The sequence below is a fragment of the Curtobacterium sp. MCBD17_030 genome, from assembly GCF_003224255.1.
Taxonomy (GTDB): domain Bacteria; phylum Actinomycetota; class Actinomycetes; order Actinomycetales; family Microbacteriaceae; genus Curtobacterium.
In genome coordinates, this window is record NZ_QKLI01000003.1 from 189,959 (window position 1) to 213,623 (window position 23,665).

At 72.1% G+C, this 23,665-nt stretch carries 24 protein-coding genes; 14 read left to right on the forward strand and 10 right to left on the reverse strand.

The genetic code is table 11. The features are described from left to right. Positions 1-58: 58 nt before the first annotated feature. From DEI89_RS05070 to DEI89_RS05085, 4 genes are all read right to left on the reverse strand, one after another. Positions 59-1,342 (reverse strand): CynX/NimT family MFS transporter, encoded by a 1,284-nt coding sequence (locus DEI89_RS05070; protein ID WP_110902952.1) that lies wholly within the window; start codon positions 1,340-1,342, stop codon positions 59-61. After that, complete coding sequence (locus DEI89_RS05075; RefSeq protein WP_110902953.1) at positions 1,339-2,013, reverse strand: HAD hydrolase-like protein; 675 nt, start codon at positions 2,011-2,013, stop codon at positions 1,339-1,341. Before DEI89_RS05075 ends, DEI89_RS05070 begins: the two co-directional genes overlap by 4 nt. 62 nt (positions 2,014-2,075) lie before the next feature. Next, positions 2,076-2,771 (reverse strand): endonuclease NucS, encoded by a 696-nt coding sequence (gene nucS / locus DEI89_RS05080; protein ID WP_110902954.1) that lies wholly within the window; start codon positions 2,769-2,771, stop codon positions 2,076-2,078. 45 nt (positions 2,772-2,816) lie between these two features. Next, positions 2,817-4,136, reverse strand: a complete 1,320-nt coding sequence (locus DEI89_RS05085) for an MFS transporter (RefSeq protein ID WP_110902955.1) — start codon at positions 4,134-4,136, stop codon at positions 2,817-2,819. 54 nt (positions 4,137-4,190) lie between these two features. Between DEI89_RS05085 and DEI89_RS05090 the strand changes: the two genes are divergently transcribed. Both DEI89_RS05090 and DEI89_RS05095 read left to right on the forward strand, forming a co-directional pair. Further along, a complete protein-coding gene (locus tag DEI89_RS05090; protein WP_110902956.1) occupies positions 4,191-5,366 on the forward strand; it encodes a LacI family DNA-binding transcriptional regulator in 1,176 nt (391 codons plus the stop codon). A gap of 265 nt (positions 5,367-5,631) precedes the next feature. Beyond that, positions 5,632-6,273 (forward strand): hypothetical protein, encoded by a 642-nt coding sequence (locus DEI89_RS05095; protein WP_110902957.1) that lies wholly within the window; start codon positions 5,632-5,634, stop codon positions 6,271-6,273. Positions 6,274-6,290: 17 nt separating this feature from the next. Here DEI89_RS05095 and DEI89_RS05100 read toward each other — a convergent pair whose 3' ends face one another. Beyond that, positions 6,291-7,625 carry an MATE family efflux transporter gene (locus tag DEI89_RS05100; protein ID WP_375537765.1) on the reverse strand — a complete coding sequence of 445 codons (1,335 nt, stop codon included), beginning with the start codon at positions 7,623-7,625 and terminating at the stop codon, positions 6,291-6,293. Between the two features lie 32 nt (positions 7,626-7,657). On the opposite strand from DEI89_RS05100, the gene DEI89_RS05105 reads away from it, so the two are divergent. Continuing rightward, positions 7,658-8,323 carry a GAP family protein gene (locus DEI89_RS05105; protein ID WP_110902958.1) on the forward strand — a complete coding sequence of 222 codons (666 nt, stop codon included), beginning with the start codon at positions 7,658-7,660 and terminating at the stop codon, positions 8,321-8,323. A gap of 58 nt (positions 8,324-8,381) precedes the next feature. On the opposite strand, the gene DEI89_RS05110 is transcribed toward DEI89_RS05105, so the two are convergent. Then, on the reverse strand, positions 8,382-9,734 hold the full coding sequence (locus tag DEI89_RS05110) for a uracil-xanthine permease family protein (protein WP_110902959.1): 1,353 nt from the start codon (positions 9,732-9,734) through the stop codon (positions 8,382-8,384). A gap of 114 nt (positions 9,735-9,848) precedes the next feature. Between DEI89_RS05110 and DEI89_RS05115 the strand changes: the two genes are divergently transcribed. From DEI89_RS05115 to DEI89_RS05125, 3 genes are all read left to right on the forward strand, one after another. Then, on the forward strand, positions 9,849-11,339 hold the full coding sequence (locus tag DEI89_RS05115; protein ID WP_146236683.1) for a hypothetical protein: 1,491 nt from the start codon (positions 9,849-9,851) through the stop codon (positions 11,337-11,339). Between the two features lie 75 nt (positions 11,340-11,414). Continuing rightward, on the forward strand, positions 11,415-13,379 hold the full coding sequence (locus tag DEI89_RS05120) for a M13 family metallopeptidase (RefSeq protein WP_110903011.1): 1,965 nt from the start codon (positions 11,415-11,417) through the stop codon (positions 13,377-13,379). Beyond that, complete coding sequence (locus tag DEI89_RS05125; RefSeq protein ID WP_110902961.1) at positions 13,379-14,362, forward strand: serine hydrolase; 984 nt, start codon at positions 13,379-13,381, stop codon at positions 14,360-14,362. The genes DEI89_RS05120 and DEI89_RS05125 overlap by 1 nt, the downstream gene beginning before the upstream one ends. Before the next feature lie 33 nt (positions 14,363-14,395). Here the strand turns inward: DEI89_RS05125 and DEI89_RS05130 are convergent, their stop codons facing one another. Both DEI89_RS05130 and DEI89_RS05135 read right to left on the reverse strand, forming a co-directional pair. Then, complete coding sequence (locus tag DEI89_RS05130) at positions 14,396-14,899, reverse strand: hypothetical protein (RefSeq protein ID WP_110902962.1); 504 nt, start codon at positions 14,897-14,899, stop codon at positions 14,396-14,398. Between the two features lie 27 nt (positions 14,900-14,926). Then, entirely contained in the window at positions 14,927-15,598 is a 672-nt protein-coding gene (locus DEI89_RS05135; RefSeq protein WP_110902963.1) for a DUF4232 domain-containing protein, read from the reverse strand. 206 nt (positions 15,599-15,804) lie between these two features. Here DEI89_RS05135 and DEI89_RS05140 point away from each other — a divergent pair, with 206 nt between their 5' ends. Then, positions 15,805-16,080: a hypothetical protein gene (locus DEI89_RS05140; RefSeq protein WP_146236684.1), complete on the forward strand. Its 276-nt coding sequence runs from the start codon at positions 15,805-15,807 to the stop codon at positions 16,078-16,080. A gap of 19 nt (positions 16,081-16,099) precedes the next feature. Here the strand turns inward: DEI89_RS05140 and DEI89_RS05145 are convergent, their stop codons facing one another. Together DEI89_RS05145 and DEI89_RS05150 are read right to left on the reverse strand one after the other, a co-directional pair. Next, complete coding sequence (locus DEI89_RS05145; RefSeq protein WP_258368761.1) at positions 16,100-16,507, reverse strand: NUDIX domain-containing protein; 408 nt, start codon at positions 16,505-16,507, stop codon at positions 16,100-16,102. 35 nt (positions 16,508-16,542) lie between these two features. Further along, entirely contained in the window at positions 16,543-17,838 is a 1,296-nt protein-coding gene (locus DEI89_RS05150; protein ID WP_110902965.1) for a glutamyl-tRNA reductase, read from the reverse strand. Between the two features lie 74 nt (positions 17,839-17,912). Between DEI89_RS05150 and hemE the strand changes: the two genes are divergently transcribed. The 7 genes from hemE (at position 17,913) to DEI89_RS05185 (ending at position 23,643) form a co-directional block, all read left to right on the forward strand. Then, the gene (hemE, locus tag DEI89_RS05155) at positions 17,913-19,034 is read left to right on the forward strand and encodes a uroporphyrinogen decarboxylase (RefSeq protein ID WP_110902966.1); all 1,122 of its coding nucleotides are present in this window, start codon (positions 17,913-17,915) and stop codon (positions 19,032-19,034) included. Continuing rightward, a complete protein-coding gene (locus DEI89_RS05160) occupies positions 19,031-20,383 on the forward strand; it encodes an NAD(P)/FAD-dependent oxidoreductase (RefSeq protein WP_110902967.1) in 1,353 nt (450 codons plus the stop codon). Before hemE ends, DEI89_RS05160 begins: the two co-directional genes overlap by 4 nt. Before the next feature lie 134 nt (positions 20,384-20,517). Further along, positions 20,518-20,784 (forward strand): hypothetical protein, encoded by a 267-nt coding sequence (locus tag DEI89_RS05165; RefSeq protein ID WP_110902968.1) that lies wholly within the window; start codon positions 20,518-20,520, stop codon positions 20,782-20,784. Beyond that, positions 20,781-21,239, forward strand: a complete 459-nt coding sequence (locus DEI89_RS05170) for a phage holin family protein (RefSeq protein WP_110902969.1) — start codon at positions 20,781-20,783, stop codon at positions 21,237-21,239. Before DEI89_RS05165 ends, DEI89_RS05170 begins: the two co-directional genes overlap by 4 nt. Positions 21,240-21,292: 53 nt before the next feature. Further along, positions 21,293-21,532 carry a DUF3618 domain-containing protein gene (locus DEI89_RS05175; RefSeq protein WP_239539903.1) on the forward strand — a complete coding sequence of 80 codons (240 nt, stop codon included), beginning with the start codon at positions 21,293-21,295 and terminating at the stop codon, positions 21,530-21,532. A gap of 141 nt (positions 21,533-21,673) precedes the next feature. After that, entirely contained in the window at positions 21,674-22,411 is a 738-nt protein-coding gene (gene hemQ, locus DEI89_RS05180) for a hydrogen peroxide-dependent heme synthase (protein ID WP_110903014.1), read from the forward strand. Then, positions 22,408-23,643 (forward strand): ferrochelatase, encoded by a 1,236-nt coding sequence (locus DEI89_RS05185; RefSeq protein WP_181421503.1) that lies wholly within the window; start codon positions 22,408-22,410, stop codon positions 23,641-23,643. The genes hemQ and DEI89_RS05185 overlap by 4 nt, the downstream gene beginning before the upstream one ends. Positions 23,644-23,665 lie beyond the last annotated feature (22 nt).

The following is a 23,665-nucleotide window of genomic DNA, read 5'->3' on the forward strand; positions in this document are numbered from 1 at the left end:
GCGGCAGGCCGGCAATGGGCGCTGCGGCAGGCCGGCAATGGGCGCTGACCGGCTCGGCTCAGCGCACCTTCCGCGCCGACACCGACCCGACCACGCCGAGCAGCAGCACGGCGACCAGGACGGTCAGCAGCGGAGCCGTCCAACCACCGGTCGCCCCGTGCAACGCACCCGCGACGAGGGGGCCGGCGGAACCGAGCAGGTACCCGCCGCCCTGCACGAATGCGGACATCCGGCGGGCGTCGTCGTCGTTCGACACCAGCCGCACGATGACGATGAAGATGATCGTGATGCCGCCACCCTGGGCCGCACCGCCCAGGACGGACCAGAGCAGCCAGAGCTGCGGGGCCACGAGGAGCCCGAGCGGCATCGCCAGCCAGAAGAACGCGACGAGGACGATGATGACCCGCGGCCGGAACCGGCTGGCGAGCACGGGGACCCCGAGCGCACCGACGACGGCCAGGATCTGGAACACCGACGAGCTCGCGCCCGAGGACGCCGTGTCGAAGCCGATCTCGTCGTGCAGCAGCGTCGGGATCCATGCCGTCAGCGCGTAGTACGAGAACGCCTGGCCGCCGAACGCGAGCATGAGCCCCCACGTCACCCAGCGCTTGGCGGGGTGCGGCAGGGTCTCGATCACGGGAGCGCGTTGCTCGGCGACGGTCCGCACCGACCCGGTGTCGAGCACCTGGTCGATCGGTCCGGTGACGGGCAGCGACTCCGGGTCGTGGTCGGTCCCGCGCCAGGCCGCACCGGCACCGACCGTGTAGGTCCACGCCGCCGCCGCGGTGAGCGCCAGGACGCCCCACACAGCGATCGCGACCGGCCAGCCCCACGCGGCCGCGATGGGCGCGGTGCCGAGCGAGGTGATCATCGACCCGATGTTGAGCGCCGACGTGTAGACACCCGTGACCAGACCGACCCGTTCCGACGAGGTGTCGCGACGGATCACGACCGGGATCACCACGTTGCCGATCGTGATGCCGATGCCGATCACCGCGGTGCCGATGAGCAGGGCGGCCTCGTGCGGGACCGACCGGACGACGGTCCCGACCAGCACGATGAGCAGCGACAGTGACACCGCGCGCTCGGCGGTGAAGCGGGCGATCACCCAGCTGGCGAACGGTGTCGCGAGGGCGAAGCAGAGCACCGGGATCGTGGTGAGCAGGCCGGCGACCGTCGCGGTCATGCCGAGGTCGGCGCGGACGTCCCCGATCACCGGCGCGGGTGCCACGATCGGGCCGCGGAAGTTCAGGGCGACCAGGACGATCGCGGCCGGCAGCAGCCAGGCGGCACCGCGCAGGCCCGTCTGCACGGTGCCGGACTTCCCCGTGCCGGACGTCATGCGCTCGGCAGCAGGATCGGCAGCAGGTCGAGCGGCGTCGCCGCCTGCGCGATGGTGCCCACGGCCTCGGCGGGCGAGCCGTAGCCCCACTCCGCGAAGACGGTCGGGACGCCGTGCGCCGCCGCGCCCTCGACGTCGTGCAGGCGGTCCCCGACGAGCACCGGGCGGGACACGTCGAAGCCGTGGGCACGCAGGCGGCGCAGCGCTTCCTCGACGACGTCGGCCTTGGCGGAGCGGACCTCGTCGTCGCTCGCGCCGGTGATGATGTCGATGTCCCCGGTCAGTCCGTAGTGCTCGAGGATGTACGTCGCCGGGGTCTCGGGCTTGCTCGTCGCGGTCGAGATCGGCACGCCGGCCTCGTGCAGGGTGTGCAGGACGACGTCGATGTCCGGGTACATCCGGCTGTCGAGGGCCCCGTGCGAGAAGTAGTGCTCGCGGTACACGGCGAGCGTCCGTTCGGTGAGCTCGTCGTCCATGCCCATCGCGATGCGGAACGTGTCGAGGATCGGGGGACCGACGAACGACAGCAGCGTCTCGTGGTCCGGCACCGGGACGCCGACCTGCTCGAACGTGTACGTCAGGCTCTCGAGGATGCCCGGTGCCGAGTCGCTGATGGTGCCGTCGAGGTCGAACAGGACGGCGGTGAACGGACGCTCGGGGCTGTTTGTCATGACCTGCCAAGCCTAGCCGCGCCGGACGGGACGACCGAGGAGGCGGTGGTCCGCGCCTCCGGTCAGAACAGGCGGGCGTGCCCGCCGTCGATGCCGCGCATCTCGTCGTAGTCCAGGACCAGGCAGCGGATCCCGCGGTCCTCGGCCAGGGTGCGCGCCTGCGGGGCGAACGACTGCGCTGCCAGGACGCCCTGCACCGGACGCAGGTGCGGGTCACGGTTCATCAGCTCGAGGTAGCGGGTGAGCTGCTCGACCGCGTCGATGTTGGCGTTCCGCTTCATCTCGACTGCGACGCTCGCACCGGCGTCGTCCCGAGCCAGGATGTCGACCGGTCCGATGGCCGTCATGTACTCGCGGCGAACCAGCGTGTGGCCGTCGCCCAGGAGCTCGATCTGCTCGGCGAGGAGCTGCTGCAGATGTGCCTCGACCCCGTCCTTCACCAGACCGGGGTCGACGCCCAGGTCGTGGGACTCGTCGGCGAACACCTCGTGGATGCTGACGATCAGACGGTCCTGCGTCTTCTTCTGCGTCACCGTCCACACCTGGGTGATGCCGGCGGCGGCCTGGTCCTCGTCGGGCTCCGCGATGGCGATCGAGCACGGCGGGCTCATCCAGTTGAGCGGCTTGTAGCTGCCGCCGTCGGAGTGGACGAGCAGCGAGCCGTCGGCCTTCAGCATGAGCAGGCGGTTCGCGAGGGGCAGGTGTGCCGACAGGCGACCGGCGTAGTCGACGGAGCAGCGGGCGATGACGAGACGCACCCGGAGAGCCTAACCGGGATCGCGTGCCCCCCCGGCGGGTCGCGGTCAGCTGCGGTCGGCGTCGGCGGTCGCGGTGGCGTCGCGCTCCGCGTCTGCTCCGGACTGGAGGCGCGGCTCGCCACCCTTGTGCGCGTCACCCGACGGGGTGGTCGCCGCGGCACCGGCACCGGTCCGCTCGCGCGCTGCACCGGAGGCGAGGCCCGCCGCGATGATGAACACGAACACGATGAGCAGCCCGTTGAGGAGGCCCACGTGCTCGCCCGCGAATCCGATGATCGGCGGCCCGGCGAGGAACGCCACGTAGCCGATCGTCGCGACCGCGCTGACCTTGGCGGCCGCGGTGCGGGGATCGTCGGCGGCGGCGGACATGCCCATCGGGAACCCGAGCGACGCCCCGAGCCCCCAGAGCACGACGCCGACGATCGCGATCGGCACGCTCGGTACGAAGATGAGCATGCCGAGGCCGACCACGGCGACGACGGCGCTGGCGCGGAGCACCGGCACCCGGCCGAACCGGTCGATGAGCGGGCTGCCGGCGATCCGACCGGCGGTCATGGCGGCGAGGAACACCGCGAGGACCGCGGAACCGCCGTCGTTCGCCAGACCGTGCCCGTCGATCATGGCGAGGGGCAGCCAGTCGTTCGCGGAACCCTCGGCCAGGGCCATGCCGAGGACGATGACCCCGATGAGCAGGGTCGACGGCTGCCGCCAGACGGCCCAGCGGGAGACCGGCAGGGCGACGGGACTGGTGTCGGTGGCCTCGGGCTCGACGTGGCGGTCGTCGCCGAACCAGCGGATGGCGACGATCATCGCCAGGCTGGTGAGCACGCCGACGACGATGAAGTGCACCGCGACGGGGACCTCGAACCGTTCGGCGAGCGAGCCGATGCCCGCGCCGGCGAGCGTGCCGACGCTGAACGCGGCGTGGAACAGCGGCATGATCGTCCGGCCGCCCAGGCGCTCGGCCGTCGCGCCGGCCACGTTCATCGACACGTCGCACAGCCCGTTGCCGAAGCCGAACGCGATGAGGCAGACCCAGATCGCGGCGAAGCCCCAGCCGAGCGTCACGGCGACGCCCGCGGTGACCATGCCGAGCGCCAGGCACGCCGACGCGACGAGCACCCCGCGGCGGGCGCCCAGGCGGGCGACGATGTGGCCGGCGAAGGTGAGCCCGCCGATCGAGCCGACGGACATGCCGAGGACCAGGAGGCCCATCGTGAAGGTGGAGGCGTCGAGGGAGTCCCGGACGCTCGGTACACGGCCGAGCCAGGTGGCGATGTCGAGCCCGGAGAGCGTGAACACCACGAACACCGCGTTGCGCCAGGCGCGCGTCGTCGGTGCGCTGCGGGTGGTGGCCTTCGTCATGGTCCTGTCCGATCGAATCGATTCGAGCTGGTGTTCCCGTTACGCTAGCCAGCGATGGACGAGACGGCAAGCGAACCGGGCGAGTCGGATGACCGCGCCCAGGTGTCCCGCGCGTCCCGACCGGGCGGGGCCGGACCGGCGGCCGGTGCTGCCCGCACGGGGCGTGCCTCCCGGCCGACGCTGGCAGCCGTCGCCCGCGCTGCCGGTGTCGCCCCGTCGACCGCGTCCCTCGCGTTCAGCGGCAGCGGACCCGTGTCCGAGGACACCCGACAGCGGATCCTCGCCGTGGCCGCCGAACTCGGGTACGACGGTCCGGACCCCCGAGCCCGCTCGCTGCGCCGTGGGCGTTCCGGCGTCATCGGCGTCGTCCTCGACGACCGCCTGAGCGACGCCTTCCGCGACCCCGCCAACATCCTCACGCTCGACGGCATCGCCGAGGTCGCCGGCGCCGCCGGGGTGTCGCTGCTGCTCGTGCGGAGCCCGCTCGACGACGAACGCGGGATGGCCCCGCTCGTCGACGCACCGATGGACGCCGTCATCCTGATCGGCTGCAACGTGCGGATCGACCCCGCCGTCGCCGTCCTCCGACGTCGGGCGATCCCCGTCGTCGCGATCGAGGCGGACGCGATCGAGGGGGCCGTCCCGGTGCACCTCGACAACCGCGAGGGCTCACGCCGTGCCGCCGAGTACCTCCGGGAACTCGGCCACCGGGCGGTCACCGTCGTCACCCTGCCCCTCGACAGCGCGCGCGAACGCGGCCCGGTCGACGAGGCCCGCGAACGCTCGTCCTCGGCGTTCACCACCATGGAGCGACTCCGCGGGGTCCGCGACGTCTACCCGGAGGCACCGGCCATCGCGGCCGGCGGGAGTTCGGTGGAGGAGGGCCGCATCGCCGGCGCAGCGCTCTTCACCTCGGGGGCCGAGGCACCGACGGCGGTCGTCGCGCAGAGCGACCTGCTCGCCGTCGGGGTGATCTCGGCGGCGCTCGAGGCCGGACTCCGCGTGCCCGAGGACGTCAGCGTCGTGGGGTTCGACGGCATCCAGGTGGACGACAGCCTGCTGCACCGCTCCCCGATCCGGCAGCTGACCACGCTCGTGCAGCCGTTCGTGCCCAAGGGCGAGGCCGCCGCACGGGCCGCGCTCGCCATGCTCGAGGGGGAGTCGCCGGAGCCGGCCTCGTTCCGGTCCGAGCTGCGGATCGGGGACACCACGGCGGTGCCACGGGCGTAGGGGCGGCCGGCTGCGTCGTCTTCGTCGTCGCGGTCGTCGCGCCTGCGGGTTCCGTCCGGCTGCGCCCAACAGGAGCCGGTCTGAACCACGGGAAGCAGTGGTTCGGACGGGATCGGGCCGCGCGGGTCCAGCCCGAACCACCGGCACGGTCCGGTCCAGGAGCGTCGGCCGGGAGGCGCGGCACCGGCTGGCCAGGCGCCTCCGGTCCGGCTGTGGCCGGTCGGGCACCGCACCGGTGTCGCTGAGGCTGTGGTTGGTTGGGGTCGTGACCACCATCCCGGCCGCCGGTGCGGCGTCGAAACCGAACGGTGCCCTCGACGAGGCCACCCGCCGGGCCGAGCGGCTCGCGGAGCACGGGCCGACCGTCCGCGGGCCGTCGGTGACCGCCTCGCTGGCGGTTATCTCCGTGTTCATGACCGTCGTCGTGCCCGTCCTGGTGTTCGGCGGGCCCTGGTGGTCCGGTCCGGTCGTCGTCGCGGTGGTCGGCATGGTGCTCGCCATCCGCGCCTGGGTCGTCGGACGTCGACACCACACCCTGCAGCCGTTCCGCATCGCGACCGAGGAGCGTCCGTTCTCGGTCCTCGATCGAACGCAGCGACGACTGCTCTGGCGTCACATCACCGGTCGGGCATCGGCGACGGCGGACACCGCGCCGCTCGTGCGCGCCTTCCTGGGTTGGCAGCGGCGGTCTTCACGGGGAGCCGTGCCGAGTCTCATCGCACTCGGGGTCGTCATGCTCGGATCCGCCTGGGCGATCGCGCTGTCATCGGGCGAGGTGCTCCTCCTGGTGCTCCTGCTCGTCGTGGCGGTCTTCATCGGCGTCATGACCACGCTCGAGTCGCGCCGTCGGGAACGGGTGCTCCGGTCGTTGCCCGATCCGCAGGCGGCGCCGCGCAACCAGGACTGACGAACGGTACGCCCGGGTCAGCGGGCGAGCGCCGCCGCGATCCATCTCGGCCGGTGCGCCCGTACCCCGAGCGTCACCGCCCGCAGCCCGATGTAGCCGAACGAGAAGACAGCCCAGAGTCCCGCAAGTCCGTCCCCGAGCCACCAGAGCAGCGGCAGGTACACGACCAGGTTCACCACACCGACCAGGGCCAGGTACCGGGCGTCACCGGCACCGATGAGCACCCCGTCGAGGACGAACACGTACCCGGCGATCGGCAGCCCAGCCGCGATGAGGACCAGGACCAGGGGCAACGCGGACCGAACCTGCTCCGAGTCGGAGAACACCGGCCCGAGCAGGCCGCTCGCGGCCAGTGTCAGCGCACCGAGCAGGACGCCACCGGCGATGCCGAGGACCACGAGCCTCCCGGTCACCAGGCGCACCCGACCGGCGTCCCGTGCACCGAGCGCGTGGCCGACGAGGGCCTGCCCGGCGATCGCCAGCGCGTCGAGCGCGAAGGCGAGCGTGCTGAAGACCGTCAGGCCGATCTGCGTCGTCGCCAACCCGATGGTGCCGAGCCCGGTCGCGGCGGCGATCGTGGCGAGCATCGCGACGCGCAGTGACGCGGTGCGCAGGAACAGCCACGCCCCGGACCGCAGCGCCCGGACCACGCCGGACGCTCCCGGCCGCAACGGAGCCCCGGACGCCCGCGCGGCCCGGACCGCGATGACGACGTACACGGCTGCCATCGCCCACTGCACGACGACGGTCCCGGACGCCGACCCCGCGACCCCCCAGCCGAGGCCGTAGATGAGCAGCGCATTGAGCAGCCCGTTGGCGATGAAGCCGACGGTCGCGACGACGAGGGGTGTCCGGGTGTCCTGCAGCCCCCTGAGCAGGCCCGTCGAGGCGGTGACGACCAGGATGCCGGGCAGCCCGATCAGGGAGACGAGCAGGTACGCGGTCGCTGCGTCCGACACCTCGGGGGCGGCGCCGAACACGTCGATGAGCGGGCCGGCGACCGGCCAGCCGACCAGTGCCAGGACGACACCGAGGCCGAGCGCGAGCCACATCCCGTCGATGCCCGCATGGACCGCACCGCGGCGGTCGCCGGAACCGAGGGCGCGGGCGACGGCCGGGGTGGTGGCGTAGGCCAGGAAGACCAGGAGGCCCGTGACCGTCTGCAGGACCGCGCTCGCCACGCCGACTGCGGCGAGTGACGACGCACCGAGGTGCCCGACGAGGGCGGTGTCGGTGAGCAGGAAGAGCGGCTCGACGACGAGCGCCCCGAGCGCGGGCAGCGCGAGCCGGACGATGTCGCGGTCGACGGCACGGCGGACCCGACGGGGCTCGGTCTCGGACACGGTGGGCACCAGGACATCCTGCCAATGGCTACGGTCGAGGGGTGGACGTCGTCGCACTGGTCCCCGCCGTGGTGGGGATCGCACTGAGTCCGCTCGTGATCGCCTCGGTCGTGTTCCTGCTCGGCCATGGCGGTGGGTACGTTTCCGCGGCGGCGTGTGCCACCGGATGGGTCCTCAGTGTCGCGGTGGCGCTCGTCGTGGCTGTCCTGCTCGGTGAGCGGCTGCCGGCTCCCTCGGACGGTGGGACCGACGTCCGAGCGGTGGTCGAGGTGGTCGCCGGCGTGCTGCTCCTCGGCCTCGCGGTGTGGCAGTGGACCGTCCGTCGGTCGCCTGACGGTCGACCGAGGAGCGCCGGTTGGTCTGACCTGATGGCGGCGATCGGGCCCGCCCGCGCCTTCGCCGTCGGCGTGGCCTGGTTCGCGACGAACCCGAAGGCGGTGGTGCTGTCGCTGACGGCCGGTCTGGTGGTGGGCGACTCGGATCCGTCGGTCGCGGCCATGGTCGGAACGGGCACCGCCTACGTGGTGTTCGCGGGGTCCACCGCCGTGCTGCCGATCGCGGTCACGGCCGCACTCGGGCACCGAGCTGAGCCGATCCTCGCGGTGACGAGGCGGTTCATCGCACAGCGTGGCTCGGTCGCCCTCGTCGTCGTCCTCGTGGTGCTCGGACTGGTCCAGTTCGTGACGGGCGTCATCGCGCTGCTCTGAACCGTCTTGCTGTTCTGGTCCGTTGTCGGCGGACCGGGTCCTCGTCGACGGTTGCGGGTCAGTCGCGTTCCGCCGCGCCGACCCGCGGCTCGACGGGGACCCCGCCGGTTGCCGCGCGCTCGTCGTCGGTCGCCGGGGGCGTCACCGGGTCGGTGCCGCGCGCACGACCGATCAAGTCCATCAGGTGGTACACCACGATCGCCGCGATGGTGCCGATGATGATGCCGCCGAACGTGGCGCCACCGAGCGTGAACGTGAAGTCCGCGATGCCCATGATGAGCGCGACGCCCGCCGTCAGCTGGTTCTTCGGCTGGGCGAAGTCGACGCGGTTCTCCACCCAGATCCGGATGCCGATCACGCCGATGAGACCGTAGAGCGCCGTGGTCGCACCACCGAGGACGCCGGCGGGGACGGTCGAGATGACCGCACCGATCTTCGGCGAGAGCCCGAGCAGGACCGCGACGATCGCCGCGACCCAGTACGCCGCCGTCGAGAACACCCGGGTCGCCGCCATCACACCGATGTTCTCGCCGTACGTGGTGGTCGCCGAACCGCCGCCGACCCCCGCCAGCACGGTCGAGATGCCGTCCGCGAAGAGGGCACGCCCGGTCAGGGGCGTCAGGTCGCGGCCGGTGAGCTGCCCGACGCCCTTGACGTGCCCGACGTTCTCGGCGACGAGGGCCAGGACCACGGGCAGGAACCCGAGGTAGACGGCCATCTGCGACGGGTCGAAGGCCGGCGCGGTGAAGGTCGGTAGGCCCACCCAGTCCGCCTTCTCGATCGCGCTGAGGTCGACCTGACCGGCGACGAGGGCGGCCGCGTAGCCGACGACCACCCCGACGACGATCGACAGGCGTCCGACCAGGCCCTTGAAGAGCACGGTGCACAGGACGATCGCGGCGAGGGTGATGACCGCCACGACCGGGGCCTTCGTGAAGTTGTCGCGCGCGGCCGGAGCCAGGTTGAACCCGATCAGGGCGACGATCGCACCCGAGACCACCGGTGGCATGAGCCGGTCGATCCACCCGGCGCCGGCCAGGTGCACGACGAGGCCCACGACGGCGAGCAGCGCGCCGACGACGATGATGCCGGACAGTGCGAGCGGGATCCCGCCGATCTCCGTCGCGGCCCCGATCGGCGCGAGGAAGGCGAACGACGACCCGAGGTAGCTCGGCAGGCGGTTGCCGGTGACGAGCAGGAACAGGATGGTGCCGATGCCGCTGAACAGCAGCGTGGTCGACGGCGGGAACCCGGTGATCAGCGGCACGAGGAACGTGGCGCCGAACATCGCGACGACGTGCTGCACCCCGAGCCCGATGGTGCGGGGCCAGGTGAGGCGCTCGTCCGGCGCCACGATCGTCGATGCGGAGACGGTGCGGCCGTCCCCGTGCAGCTTCCACGGAAGTCCCATGCGATGACCGTAGCGGGCACGCGGGACCATGTGACGACGGATGGGCTCCCTGTGGAGAACCCTGCCGTCGCCCTGCGACCTGGATATGGTGTGTGGAACATCACGAGGAGCACCATGTCGAACCATCTGCACCACCACGTCCTTGTCCCCCCGGTCGTCGCCGCGCTCGCCATCGGTGCCGTCATCGGCCTCCCGGTGCTCGCCGCGGACCCCGCCCTCGCTGCGGCCACCGACCGCCCCACGACCCGGGTCAGTGCTCCCAGGCCGGGATCGCCGTCGGACGGGACGCGCGCCGCCACGGGCGTTGACTTCACCGCCGGGGTCCGGTCGATCGCACACGGTGCCGGCATCGTGACCCTGACCGGCTCCGTCCCCACCGGCACGAGCGTCGAGGTCAGCGGTGACGTCGTCGAGCCCGTGTGGGCCGAGGGCGACGCTGCGGGCCACTGGGAGGCGCAGGTCCGGGTCCGACCCGGTCAGCACGTCATCCGCGTCACGTCCCAGGTCTCCGGCCAGGCGGTCGACATCCCCGTCGAGCTGCTCATCCTGCTGCCACCGGACATGCTCGCGACCGTCGACGGCATCGCCCGGACGATCGACCTCGCCGGTTCCGGCCACCCCGGGGCGCACCTCGTGGTGCGGGCCGACGGGACGACCCGGGCCGAGACCGACGTCGCCGAGGACGGCACGTGGCACGTCCTGCTCCGTGACCTCGCCTTCGGCAGCCATCACGTCGAGGTCTCCCAGTACTTCGACGGCACGCGGAACGGGGGTGTCGACGACGTCTACGAGATCTCCGGTGCCCCGACGGTCGAGCGGGCACAGGCGTCCCGCCAGACCGAGCGCATCACACTCGCAGGCCGCGCACCGGCAGGCAGCACCCTGACGTTCGAGGACGCCCGTGGTCCGGTCACGGGCCCGGACGGCCAGCCGGTCGAGATCCGGGTCGGGGACGACACCTCGTGGCAGGTCACGCTCCCCATCCCGGACGACGTCCGGTTCGACGTCGTGACGGTCATCGCGCACGACGGCGGGCACGAACTCGGGCGGACGGACGCGCACGTCACGATCCCCCTCGCACTCACCGGCAGCGTGGAGGAGCTGGACGACGGCCGGATCCGCCTGAGCGGGACCGGTGAAGTCGGCGGCACGGTCACGCTCGAGGACGAGTCGGGAGCAGAACTCCGCGCTGCCGACGGGAAGCCGCTCCGCACCGGCATCGGCCGGAGCTGGGAACTGGTCGTCCCCCGCCACGACCTGCCCGCCGGGTCCGTGGTCGCCCGACAGCGGGTGCAGGACGTCGAGCAGGGCGCGCTCCGACTGGTGCTGCCCGGGCTGCCGGATCGGCCCGGAGCGGGCCACGGCAGCGGTACCGGAACGGGGGCGTCGGCCGGCGGTGGCATCGTCACGGGGACGGACACCCGGCACCCGACGGCTGCGCGGGTCCGGTCCGATGCTGCTCGACCCGGTACCGACGGTCGGCTCGCCTACACCGGTGCGGACATCGGGCGGCCGACCGCGGCAGCCGTCGCATCGCTCCTCAGCGGTGCGGCCGGACTGCCACTCGCCGCCTTCCTGCGCCGCCGGGCAGCCTCCCGCCGATGAGCGTCCCCGAGTGAGGTCAGGTCAGTGAACGAGTACCGGGTGGCGGACGAGGAGCCGGTGGCTATCGTGGGGAGCATGACCGACGTCGCAGGCACCACCGGAATCCGTACCGACGAACTCGACGAGTCGGTGCGACCGCAGGACGACCTCTACCGGCACGTCAACGGCAGGTGGATCGACCAGACGCCGATCCCGGACGACAAGGCCCGCTACGGCTCGTTCACCGTCCTGGCCGAGGAAGCCGAAGCCGCTGTGCGCACGATCATCGAGCGCGCACAGACCGCGGCGCCGGGCAGTGAGCAGCGCAAGGTCGGCGACCTCTTCACGTCCTTCACCGACGAGACGGCGCTCGAAGCACTCGGGTCCGCCCCGATCGAACCGCTCCTCGCCGACATCGCCGCGATCGAGGACAAGAACGACGTCCTCCGCATGGTCGGCCGCTTCGAACGACTCGGGCTGCCGAGCTTCATCCAGCTCTTCGTCGACAACGACCCGGGCGACCCGGACTCCTACATCGTGTTCCTCGAACAGTCCGGTCTCGGCCTGCCCGACGAGTCGTACTACCGCGAAGAGCGCTTCGCTGACATCCGCGAGAAGTACCGCGAGTTCGTGGGCTCGATGTTCCCGCTCGCCGGGTACGACGAGAGCGGCGACCGGACCGAGCACGTGATCGCACTCGAGACGGCGATCGCGTCGGCGCACTGGGACAACGTCGCGACCCGTGACAGCCAGAAGACGTACAACAAGCTGCCGTGGGACGAGGTCTCGGCGCTCGCCGAGGGCGTCGACCTGCGCCTCTGGTGGGACGCCATCGCGGCTCCCGCCGGCGCCTTCGACACGGTGGTGGTCCGCCAGCCGTCCTTCCTGACCGGCCTCGCCCAGCTGTTCCGCGAGCAGCCGCTGCCCGTCTGGAAGGACTGGCTCTGCTGGCAGGTGATCCGGGCCTCCGCCCCGTACCTGACGAGCGCGTTCTCGGCGACCAGCTTCTCGTTCTACGGCACCGCACTGACCGGTGCGCCGAAGCAGCGCGACCGTTGGAAGCGCGGGGTCTCCCTGGTCGAGGGTGCGATGGGCGAGGCGGTCGGACGCATCTACGTCGAGGAGCACTTCGACGAGACCTCGAAGGCGACGATGGACGACCTCGTCGCGAACCTGGTCGAGGCGTACCGCCGGAGCATCACGGGGCTCGAGTGGATGACCGACGAGACCCGGGCTCGCGCGCTCGACAAGCTCGAGAAGTTCACCCCGAAGATCGGCTACCCGGTGAAGTGGCGCGACTACAGCGCCCTGCCGGTCACCGCCGACGACCTGCTCGGCAACGTCCGCGCGATCGCGTCGTTCCAGGTCGACCGTGAACTCGGCAAGATCGGCAAGCCGATCGACCGCGACGAGTGGTTCATGACCCCGCAGACGATCAACGCGTACTACAACCCGGGTTTCAACGAGATCGTCTTCCCGGCCGCGATCCTGCAGTTCCCGTTCTTCGAGGCCACCCGTGACGCCGCCGCCAACTACGGTGCGATCGGTGCCGTCATCGGGCACGAGATCGGGCACGGCTTCGACGACCAGGGTTCGCAGTACGACGGCGACGGTCGCCTGCAGAACTGGTGGACCGAGGCCGACCGGCAGGCGTTCGAAGAGCGGACGAAGGCCCTCATCGCCCAGTACGACGCCCTGGTGCCGACCGAGGTGCCGGACGGCCACGTCAACGGTGCCCTCACCATCGGTGAGAACATCGGTGACCTCGGTGGCCTGTCGATCGCGTGGAAGGCCTACCTGATCTCCCTCGACGGTGCCGAGCCGCCGGTGATCGACGGCCTGACCGGAGCCGAGCGCTTCTTCCTCAGCTGGGCGCAGGCGTGGCGGATGGCGATCCGTCCGGAAGAAGCTGCTCGTCTGCTGAGCATCGACCCGCACTCGCCGAACGAGTTCCGCTGCAACCAGATCGTCCGCAACATCGACGTCTACTACGACACCTTCGACGTCTCGGACCGTGACGCGATGTACCTGGCCCCGGCCGAGCGCGTCGCCATCTGGTGATGACGGAGCCGGACGCGCCGCACTCGTCGCGCCGGCGCCGCCCCGGACGCCCCGCTGACGACGGCTCAACGGGGAACGGTCCCGTCGGCGGTGGTCGTGCCGGCGGTGGTGGTCGGAGCCGTGGGAAGCACCGTGGTGGGGCGGACGAGCGCTTCACGGCCACGACACAGGCACTGGGCACCATCGTGCAGGACGGCGCAGGGGTCAGCGCCTCCATCATCGACACCTCCACCGGTCGTGCACTGCTGGCGATCGACGACCGGTTGGTGCAACCGGTGTCCGGCCTGGGGCGCGTGCTGCTCCTCATCGAGGTCGCGGCGCAGCTCGAGGACGGTCGGCTGCACGGCGACCGGCTCCAGCGCATGGCCCGGGACACCGCGACGGGTGCCGGGCTGTGGCAGTTCCTGCAGGAGCCGACCATGCAGGTGTCGGACCTCGCCACCTTGGTCGGTGCGACCGCGGACGCCTGGGCGACGAACGCCCTGCTCACCACGGTCGGGATCGACGCAGTGCGTGCCCGTGCCGAGTCCCTCGGGGTCGAACGGTCCGCGCTGATCGACCGGGTGCGGGACCGCCGGGGCCCGGACGACGCCCCGGACGTCTCGGTTGCTGCGTCGGGAGAGCTCAGCTGGCTCTTCCGCGGGCTGGCGCTCGGTGAGGTCGTGGACCAGACGGTGTCGAACCGGGTCCTCGGGTGGTTGTCCCTGGCCGCGGACCTGTCGCTCGTCGCCGGGTCGTTCGGTCTCGATCCGTTGGCGCACCGGGCGCTCGACCACGGCCTCCAGTCCGTCGCCGTCACGGGATCCGGGCCGGGCATCCGGGCCGAGGCGGGCGTGCTCCGGGGGCCGGCGTCGTCGGTCTGCTACGCCGTCACGGTCCGGTTCGAGGACGACTCGCTGCAGCGGCGACTCGCGGTCGTCGAGGCGCTCCGCACGATGGGCACCGAGGTCCTCGAGGTCGTGCACACCCCGGCCGAGCGCTGAGCACTGCGCGCCGAGCGCTGAGCGCGGAGGCGTTCAGGACACCGAGTCCCGCCGTTGCCGGTCGTAGTCGCCGCGCATCCGCCATCCGGCCAGCACCCGGGTGACCGTCCCGTGGGGCGAGCGGGTGAGCACGGACCAGAGCCCGAGGACGACCAGGACGACGGGGACGGTCGCGACGGCGAGCACGATGCGCCGACGGACCTCGCCACCGTCGTCGAGCCAGCCGAGTCGCACGAGGTGCAGGACCCAGAAGGTGAGCGGCGAGACCACGACGATGATGCTGGTGCGCCAGTAGCGCCGGACGGCGTCGCGGAACCCGATGTCCAGGACCGCGCCCTCGGCGAGCTCGACCGTGTCCCCGACGGTGAAGGTGTGGGCTCCCGCGCGGATCACCGTGCGCTCGGCATCCGGGACGGCCCGCTGTCCGCGGCGCGGAGGCTGCCACCCGACGTCCTCCAGGTGCTCGACCTCGTCGTCGATGACGAACCACCCGCCCTCGAGGTCCTCGGGTCCGGTGACGATGCGGTGGCTGCTCACCCGCCCATCATCGCGGAACGGGGCCCCTCACTGCTGCTGCTGTCCCTCCGGCACGAACGCCCGCACCGACAGCAGTTGCGCCGACCGCTGCTGGCACGCGGGGTAGGCGGTGGAGGCGATGAACAGCGACTGCTTCGACCCCGGCGGGTAGACGCGGAACCCGTCGGGCTGCTGGGCGGTGCAGTCACCCGGCTGCAGGTTCTCGGCGCGGACGATCCGGAGCGGCGCGTACGCCGTCTGCCCGGCGGCCAGGGTGACGGTCGGACGTGCATCACTGCGGTCGAGCGTCGCCGATGCCCCGACCTGCGTGCCGTTCCCGTCGCCGACGAAGGACAGCCCCGGCCAGCCCTGCAGCGTGCACGACGCGCTGCCGGTGTTCCGCAGCGCCAGGTCCAGGTACACGCTGCCGGCCCCGCCGCCACCGCCGTCGACGATCGACCCGGTCAACGACGCCGCCGCGCAGGTCCGCGCTCCGGAGGCCGTGCCGCCGTCCGCCGGACCGGCCGCAGCGGCACCCGACGCACTCGACGCCGGGGTGGACGACGGCGCAGACGACGTCTTCGGCGCAGCGGACACCGGTGCAACGGACGACGAGGACGAGGACGAGGTGGAGGTCGTCGGTGCCGAGGACGCCCCACCGCCGTTCGACCCACCCGTGCACCCGGTCAACGCGAGGACGACCGCCCCGAGCACGCCCACCGTCCCCACCGTTCCCCGCAGCGACCGCCGTGCCGTCACCTGCGCGCTGGACCCTCGACTGCTCTGCCCCATGCCCGCCACACAACCACTTCCACCGTGGAACGGTCTCGCACGTCCTCCCACATCCGCACCGCCGTCCAGCGTCTTCGGGCAGGATCGGCATCGTGCACGTCGACGACGACGTGCGGACACGGAAGGACAGACCGATGGCAGCAGGCAAGCACGAAGCAGCACGCGGCGACGACGACCGGGCGGACGGCGTGGACGCACGCGCCGGCGAATTCGTGGACAGTGACATCCCCGGGGAGCACCGCGTCGCCGGGGACGAACCGGTCGGCGAGTTCGTGTCGAGTGACATCCCCGGCGATGCCCGCCCGCAGCCGGACGACGAGACCGGCGAGTACGTCGAGTCGGACATCCCCGGTGAGCGGCAGCCGGCCGGTCCCGAGGAGACCGGGCACTACACCGACCGCGACCAGTAACGGTCACCCGACCGGTCGGTCAGTCGACCAGTCCCGCCCGCGTCAGCAGGCGGAGCGTCTCGACCCCGGCCGGCGGGCAGCGTCCGGCGTCGTCGGAGGTGACCCACTCCACCTCGTCGACCTCTGCAGAGGCGACGGGCGTGGCGGAGTCCAGCGCGCCTCCCGGCCGTGCCAGGAACAGGGTCATCGCGACGATCGTGCCGGGTGCCTGCCCGTGCGCCGGTTCGGTGACGACCGCGAACTCGTCGACGTCGTCCGCGGTGAGGCGCAGGCCGGTCTCCTCGTACGCCTCGCGCACGGCGGCGTCGACGGCGGTCTCGCCGGGTCCGACCTTGCCACCCGGCAAGTACAGGACGTCACGTCCGCGGGCGCGCACCATGAGCACCCGTCGGTCGCGGACCAGCAGGAGCGCACTGACGTCCAACACGGGTACGGCCGGGAGGCCCGCACCGCCCGAGCCGGTCAGCTCGCGTCCGCCTCGTCGTCGCGCACACGCGCGGCCAGCGGCACGACCGGGGACGGCACGTCCGCCACGGGTTCCGGGCGCACCCCGAAGAGCGCGTCGAGCGCCCCGGTGAAGTCGTCGCCACGACCGGCTCGGCCGAGTTCGCGTGCCCGGACGGAGGGGCGGTGCAGCAGCACGCCGACCAGGTGCCGGAGCGCCCGCTCGGTCTGTTCCGCGGACTCGGGCGTGGTGTCACCGCGACGCTTCACGCGGTCGATCTCGTCGTCGAGGATGTCGAACACGTGCTTGCGCAGCGCGACGAGCGCCGGGGTGGTCGACTGCTCGAGCGCCTGCGCGCGGAACCGCGAGACCGCGTCGTCGACGATCGCGCGCGCCTCGGTCTCGGCGTTGAGTTCGGCGATGGGGGCATGGATGCTGATCGTCTCGAGGTCGAGCAGCTCGACGCCCTCGACGTCGGCGGCGTCGGGGTGCACGTTGCGGGGGAGCCCGAGGTCGATGACGATCCGTCGGGCGCCGTCGTCCAGGTCGCAGGCCTCGACGACCGGGACCTCGCTCGACGTGCAGGTGATGACGACGTCGCTCGTGCCGATCGCGGTGCGCAGGTCGGTGGCGGCGACCAGGTCGTGCTTCGCGGCGAACCAGGGGGCACGGCCGGACGGCGAGAAGACCTGGATCTGCTGGGCACCACGGTCGCGGAGGGCGGCGATGGTGGTCGCGGCGTAGCTGCCGGTGCCGACGAGGAGCACGCGGGTGGTGGCCCAGTCGGTGAGGCGCGAGGAGGCGAGCTCGAGTCCGAGTCGGACGAGCGACCGGCCGGCGGCGCCGATGCGGGTGCGGGTCTTGACCCCGCGGGAGGTGTGGGCGGCCTCCTGGAAGAGGCGCTCGAGCTCCGAGGTGGTGGTGCCGTTCCGGCGGGCGTCCTCGAGGGCCCGTCGGACCTGACCGGAGATCTCGGTCTCGCCGACGACGACGGACTCGAGTCCGCTCGACACGGCGAAGAGGTGCTGTACGACGTCGCCGCCGCCGAGGACCTGCACGGAGTCGAGGACCTCGTCCGCCTGCAGGTCGCTCGCTGCCGAGACGGCCTCCACCGTGGCGCGGACCGCTGCGTCGTCGTCGCCGGCGATGTCGAGGTAGGCCTCGAACCGGTTGCACGTGGCGAGGACCACGGCGCCGTCGAGCACGTCCGAGTCCGTGACGAGGCGGCTGGCGGCCGCGGGTGCTCCGATGCTCAGACGCTCCAGGAGGTCGAAGCTGGCGTTGCGATGCGACGCCGTGAGACAGATGAGCACGTGTTCAATGGTAACCCCGCCGTCCCGAGCGCCAGATCGGAGAACGGCCCTGTTCGCGGTGCGAGAATCGTCCGGTGACCGACGCGCTCCCTGCCACCCATCCGCTCGCCGACGGCCGCACCGCGGGCTCCCGGCTCGTCCGGGCACTGCGGGGCGACCGACCGGAGACGCTGCCGGTCTGGTTCATGCGCCAGGCGGGACGGTCGCTGCCCGAGTACCGGGAGCTCCGGGTCGGGACGGCGATGCTCGACGCGTGCCTGGACCCGGCCCTGGCGTCCGAGATCACCCTGCAGCCGGTGCGTCGGCACGGGGTCGACGCCGGCATCTTCTTCAGCGACATCGTCGTGCCGATCAAGCTCGCGGGCGTGGACGTCGAGATCGTCCCGGGCCGCGGCCCCGTCCTCGGTTCCCCGGTCCGGACCTCGGCGGACGTCGACGCCCTGGGTCGGCTCGAGCCGGAGGCCCTGGCACCGATCTCCGAGGCCGTCGCCCGCACCGTCGCCGAGCTGGGCAGCACGCCGCTCATCGGGTTCGCCGGCGCACCCTTCACCCTCGCCGCCTACCTGGTGGAGGGTGGGCCGTCGAAGGACCACATCCGTGCCCGGACGATGATGCACGCCGACCCGGAGACCTGGTCGCGGCTGCTCGACTGGGCCGCCGACGTGTCGGGGGCGTTCCTCCGCGCCCAGGTCCTCGCCGGCGCCTCGGCCGCGCAGCTGTTCGACTCGTGGGTCGGCTCGCTGTCCCGGGCGGACTACGTCGAGCGGGTCGCACCGCACTCGGCGACGGCGCTGTCCCACGTCGCGGACCTCGGCGTCCCGCGCATCCACTTCGGGGTCGGCAGCGGCGAGGTCCTGGCGGACATGGCGACGGTCGGCGGCCACGCGGACGCCGTCGACGCGGTCGGGGTGGACTGGCGTCTGCCCCTCGACGAGGCCGTGCAGCGCGTCGGCACCGGCGTCACCGTGCAGGGCAACATCGACCCGGCGATGCTCGCGGCGCCGTGGGAGGTCCTCGAAGCGCACGTCCGCGCGGTCGTCCGCAGCGGCGGGGTCGCTCGGGCGCACGTCGTGAACCTCGGGCACGGGGTCCCGCCTGAGACCGATCCGGCGGTGCTCACCCGCGTCGTCGAACTCGTGCACTCGCTGGGCGACGGGACCGACGGGACCGACGGGGCCGGGAGCGCCGGAGCATGACCGACGTCGTCGTGGTGGGTGGCGGGGTCGCCGGGCTCGTCGCGGCGCGCGACCTGGCGAAGGGCGGCGCGCACGTGGTGCTGCTCGAGGCCTCCGGCGCGCTCGGCGGCATGATCCGTCGGCACACCGTCGCCGGGCTCGACCTCGACATGGCGGCGGACTCGTTCGCCACCCGGACGGACGCCGTGTCCTCGCTGGCGATCGAACTGGGCCTCGGCAACGACATCGTCTCGCCGGACCCCCGGGGTGCGTGGCTGATGACCCGCGACGGCCGCACCGCCCCCATCCCCTCGACCGGGCTGCTCGGGATCCCGGGCACCCCGATGGCCGCCGACGTCATCGCGGTCGTCGGCGGCGCCGGGGCCCTCCGTGCGCAGATGGACGCCCTGCTGCCCTCACCCGTCGGCGCGCGGGCGACGTCGCTCGGCGCGATGGTCCGGCGTCGGATGGGCGCGAAGGTGCTCGACGACCTCGTGGTGCCGGTCGTCGCGGGCGTGCACTCCACGCACCCGGACGACCTGGACCCCGACCGTGTGGCGCCCGGACTGCGCGCGGCACTGCAGCGGGAGGGGTCGCTCGCCCGAGCCGTGCTCGCACTCCGGAAGCGGGCCGTCGCGGGCTCGGCGGTGCAGGGCCTCCGCGGCGGCATCGCCCGACTGGTCGACGAGCTCGTCGCCGACCTCGACACCTACCGGGTCGACGTCCGGCTGCACACCCGGGTGACGCGCGTCGAGCGTGCCGCGGTCGAGGCCACCTCCGCCGACGGCCGGAGCGAACGACTGGCCGCGGACCACGTGTTCGCCACCGTGGCCGACCCTGCCCGTGTCGCCGCGCCGCGACGGTCCGGCATCGAGCTCGTCACACTCGTGGTCGACCGGCCCGAGTTGGACGCCGCCCCGCGCGGCACCGGCATGCTCGTGCACCCGGCGGCGGTCGGCGTCGCCGCGAAGGCGCTGACGCACGGGACGGTGAAGTGGCCGTGGCTGGCGGAGCAGGCGGCCGGGAGGCACGTGCTGCGTCTCAGCTACGCCCTGCCCCCGGCAGGTGCCGCCCAGGCGACCGGCGCTGCCGACGCGACGGACGCTGACCAGGTCGCCACGAGCCTCCCGGTCGACCCGGCCGGACCGGTCAGCGTCCGCGCGACCACCGATGCGTCCGCCCTGCTCGGCCTGGAGGTCGGGCCGGAGCACGTCGTCGGTGCCGCTCGCGTGCTGTGGCACGGGCCGGACGCCGAGGCCGCCGGACTGGCCGAGGGGGTCGTCGGCATCGGCGAGGCGTCGTCCGGGCGGGGCCTCTCGGGCATCGTGACGGCGGCCCGTGCCGCGGCTGAGCGCATCCTGGATTCCTGAGCGGACCGCTGATGCCCCGAGGGCTACTGTTGGGGGAACCGTCGGACACATGCCGATCGGTGCATGACCCCGCAACGGTGCATCACGAAGCACAGTGCTCACGACAGCACACTGACCCAACGGAGGAACCGCTCATGCGAGGAAAGCTCCTTTTCATTGCCGGCGCAGCGCTCGGGTACGTCCTGGGATCGCGAGCCGGACGGGCTCGGTACGAGCAGATCAAGACCGTCAGCGGCAAGGTCTGGAACAGCAACGGCGTCCAGAAGAGCGTCCACGACGTCGAGGGCTTCGTGCAGGACCGCACGCCCGACGTCGCCGACTTCATCGGTGAGCAGACCAAGAAGGTCGTCCGCAAGGTCAGCTCCAAGGCGTCTTCCAACAAGGGCTCGCAGATCTCATGACCGACACACGCGACCGGAAGTCGCGGTCGCTGTTCGGCCTCGTCAAGGAGCTCCCGGACCTCGTCAAGGACCTGGTGAAGGGCGAGATCTCGCTCCTCAAGGCCGAGATGATCGGCAAGGCGAAGGTCTTCGGCGTCGCCGCGGGCATCCTGATCGCCGCGCTCGTCATCGTGCTGTACGCGATCGGCGTGCTCCTCACCGCAGCGGTGATGGGCCTCGCGACCGTGATGCCGGCATGGCTGGCTGCGCTGCTGCTCGCCGTGCTGATGCTCATCGTCGCCGGGATCCTCGGACTCGTCGGCTGGAAGCGCCTGAAGAAGGGCCTGCCGATCGCGCCGAAGCGCACGATCGCCAGCGTCAAGAACGACGTCAACGCCGTCAAGGGCCTCGGCTGGAAGCCGACCCCGGAGACGCAGCGTGGTGCCCGCAAGCCCGACGTCGACGGCCGGTTCTGACCGCCAGTGGTCCCGCTGACCCCCGTCATCCCCACGAACCCATCGGAGGACCAGTGACCGACCCGAAGGACGAGCACGGCGACATCGCCGACCGCGTCGCCGCCACCCGCGCCCAGCTGTTCGACACCCTCGACGCGATCGAGGACAAGCTCAACGTGCCGAAGCAGCTCGGCATCGCGGCGTCGAAGGTGAAGCGCGGTGTCGACGAGAACCCCGTGCCCTACCTGGCCGGTCTCGCAGCGGGAGTGGCAGTGGTCGGGGGTATCGTCGTAGCGGCGCTCCGACGACGGTGATCCACAGGCGGCGAGCCACCGCGAGCCACTGTGGAACGTCGGTCCGGACGCCTGCTCGGCGACGGGGACGGGCAGCCCACACCCCTGGCAACCGTGCCGCTGGCGATCGTGCTCGCGGCCACCGTGGAGGACGACCGATCCATGAGCACTGACGTGCCCACACCAGCACCGAACGCACCGCACGAGACCGATCCCGCGTCCGGCATCGACCCGAACCTGCTCACCGCCTACGCCCTGTGGGCGGTCTTCCGTCGTCCGGTCGGTGCGGTCGCCCGCGGCGGTGACGAATCGGTCGCCGAACTCGACGCCGTCGTCGCGGCCGGAGCCGAGCGAGGCGTCACCATCCGCGGCTTCTACGACGTCTCCGGCTTCCGTGCCGACGCCGACGTCATGATCTGGCTGCACGGCGACGACGCGCAGACCATCCAGGCGGTCCTCCGGGACGTGCGTCGAACGGCGCTCTTCCGCGATGCCGAGCCCGTCTGGCACGCGATGGCCATGCACCGCGAAGCCGAGTTCAACAAGCGGCACACGCCTGCCTTCCTCCGCGGCAAGGACCCCGAGGCCTGGATCACGGTCTACCCGTTCGTCCGGTCCTACGAGTGGTACCTGCTGCCGGAAGCGGAGCGCTCGGGGATGCTCCGTGACCACGGCATCGCCGGCGCCAAGTACCGCCGTGTCCTCACGAACACCATCGCCGCCTTCGCCCTCGGCGACTACGAGTGGATCCTGCCGCTCGAGAGCCCCGACCTGGTCGACCTCGTCGACCTGATGCGCGACCTCCGCTACACCGAGGCCCGCATGCACGTCCGCGAAGAAGTGCCCTTCTACACGGGTCGCCGCGTGACGACCGCCGAACTCCCGGAGGTGCTGTCATGACCGACACCAGCATGATCACGAACGGACAGCCCGTCCTGGCCGCCACCGCTGCGGCCGCCTCCGGCCCGGAGCACGTCGAGGTCCCGACCGCCTACGACGCGATCCTGCTCGCCGGCTTCGGCGGTCCGGAGGGCCAGGACGACGTCATCCCGTTCCTCCGCAACGTCACCCGTGGCCGGGGGATCCCGGACGAGCGCCTCGAAGAGGTCGCGCACCACTACCGTCACTTCGGCGGAGTCAGCCCGATCAACGCCCAGAACCGCGCGCTCAAGGCCGCGCTCGAGGCCGAGCTCGCATCGCGCGGCATCGACATGCCCGTGCTCTGGGGCAACCGCAACTGGGAGCCCTACCTCGAAGGCGCGTTCACCGAGGCCGCCGACAAGGGCTACAACAAGCTCATCGCGATCGCCACGAGCGCGTACTCGTCGTTCTCCAGCTGCCGCCAGTACCGCGAGGACTACGCCCGCGTGCTCGACGAGACCGGCCTGATCGACACCATCCAGATCGACAAGGTCCGCCAGTTCTTCGACCACCCGGGCTTCGTCCGACCGTTCGTCGACGGCGTCCGGGACGGCCTGGCCCGCGCGATCGCCGAGAACGACGGGCTCGACGTCGCGACCGAGCTGCAGGTGCTGTTCTCCACGCACTCCATCCCGTCGACCGACGCCGCCCGGTCCGGTCCCGACTACCGCGGCTTCGACGAGCACGGGGCGTACGAGGCGCAGCACCTGGCCGTCGGCGAGGTCGTCCTCGACCAGGCGTGGGCGGAGCTGCTCGAGCAGCCCGAGCACGCCCACCTGCAGGGAACGTCGAAGCCCGCCTGGAAGCTCGTCTACCAGTCCCGCTCCGGCCCCCCGACGCAGCCGTGGCTCGAGCCGGACATCAACGACTACATGAACGAGGAGCTCAAGGGCGGCCCGACCCGCGCCGTGCTCATCGTGCCGCTCGGCTTCGTCAGCGACCACATGGAGGTCATGTGGGACCTCGACGAGGAAGCCACCGAGACCGCCGGGGAGCTCGGCTACTGGTCGCTCCGCACGCAGACCCCCGGCGTCGACCCCGCCTACGTGTCCGGTCTCGTCGACCTCGTGCTCGAGCGGGTCAACGGGACACCGAAGGCCGAGCGACCGCACATGACCGACATCGGGCCCTGGTACGACGTGTGCCGTCCGGGGTGCTGCGAGAACGTGCGAGCGGGGTTCAAGCCCGCCGTGGCCGGCGTCGCCCCGTGACCGGCGGACCCACTTCGGAGCA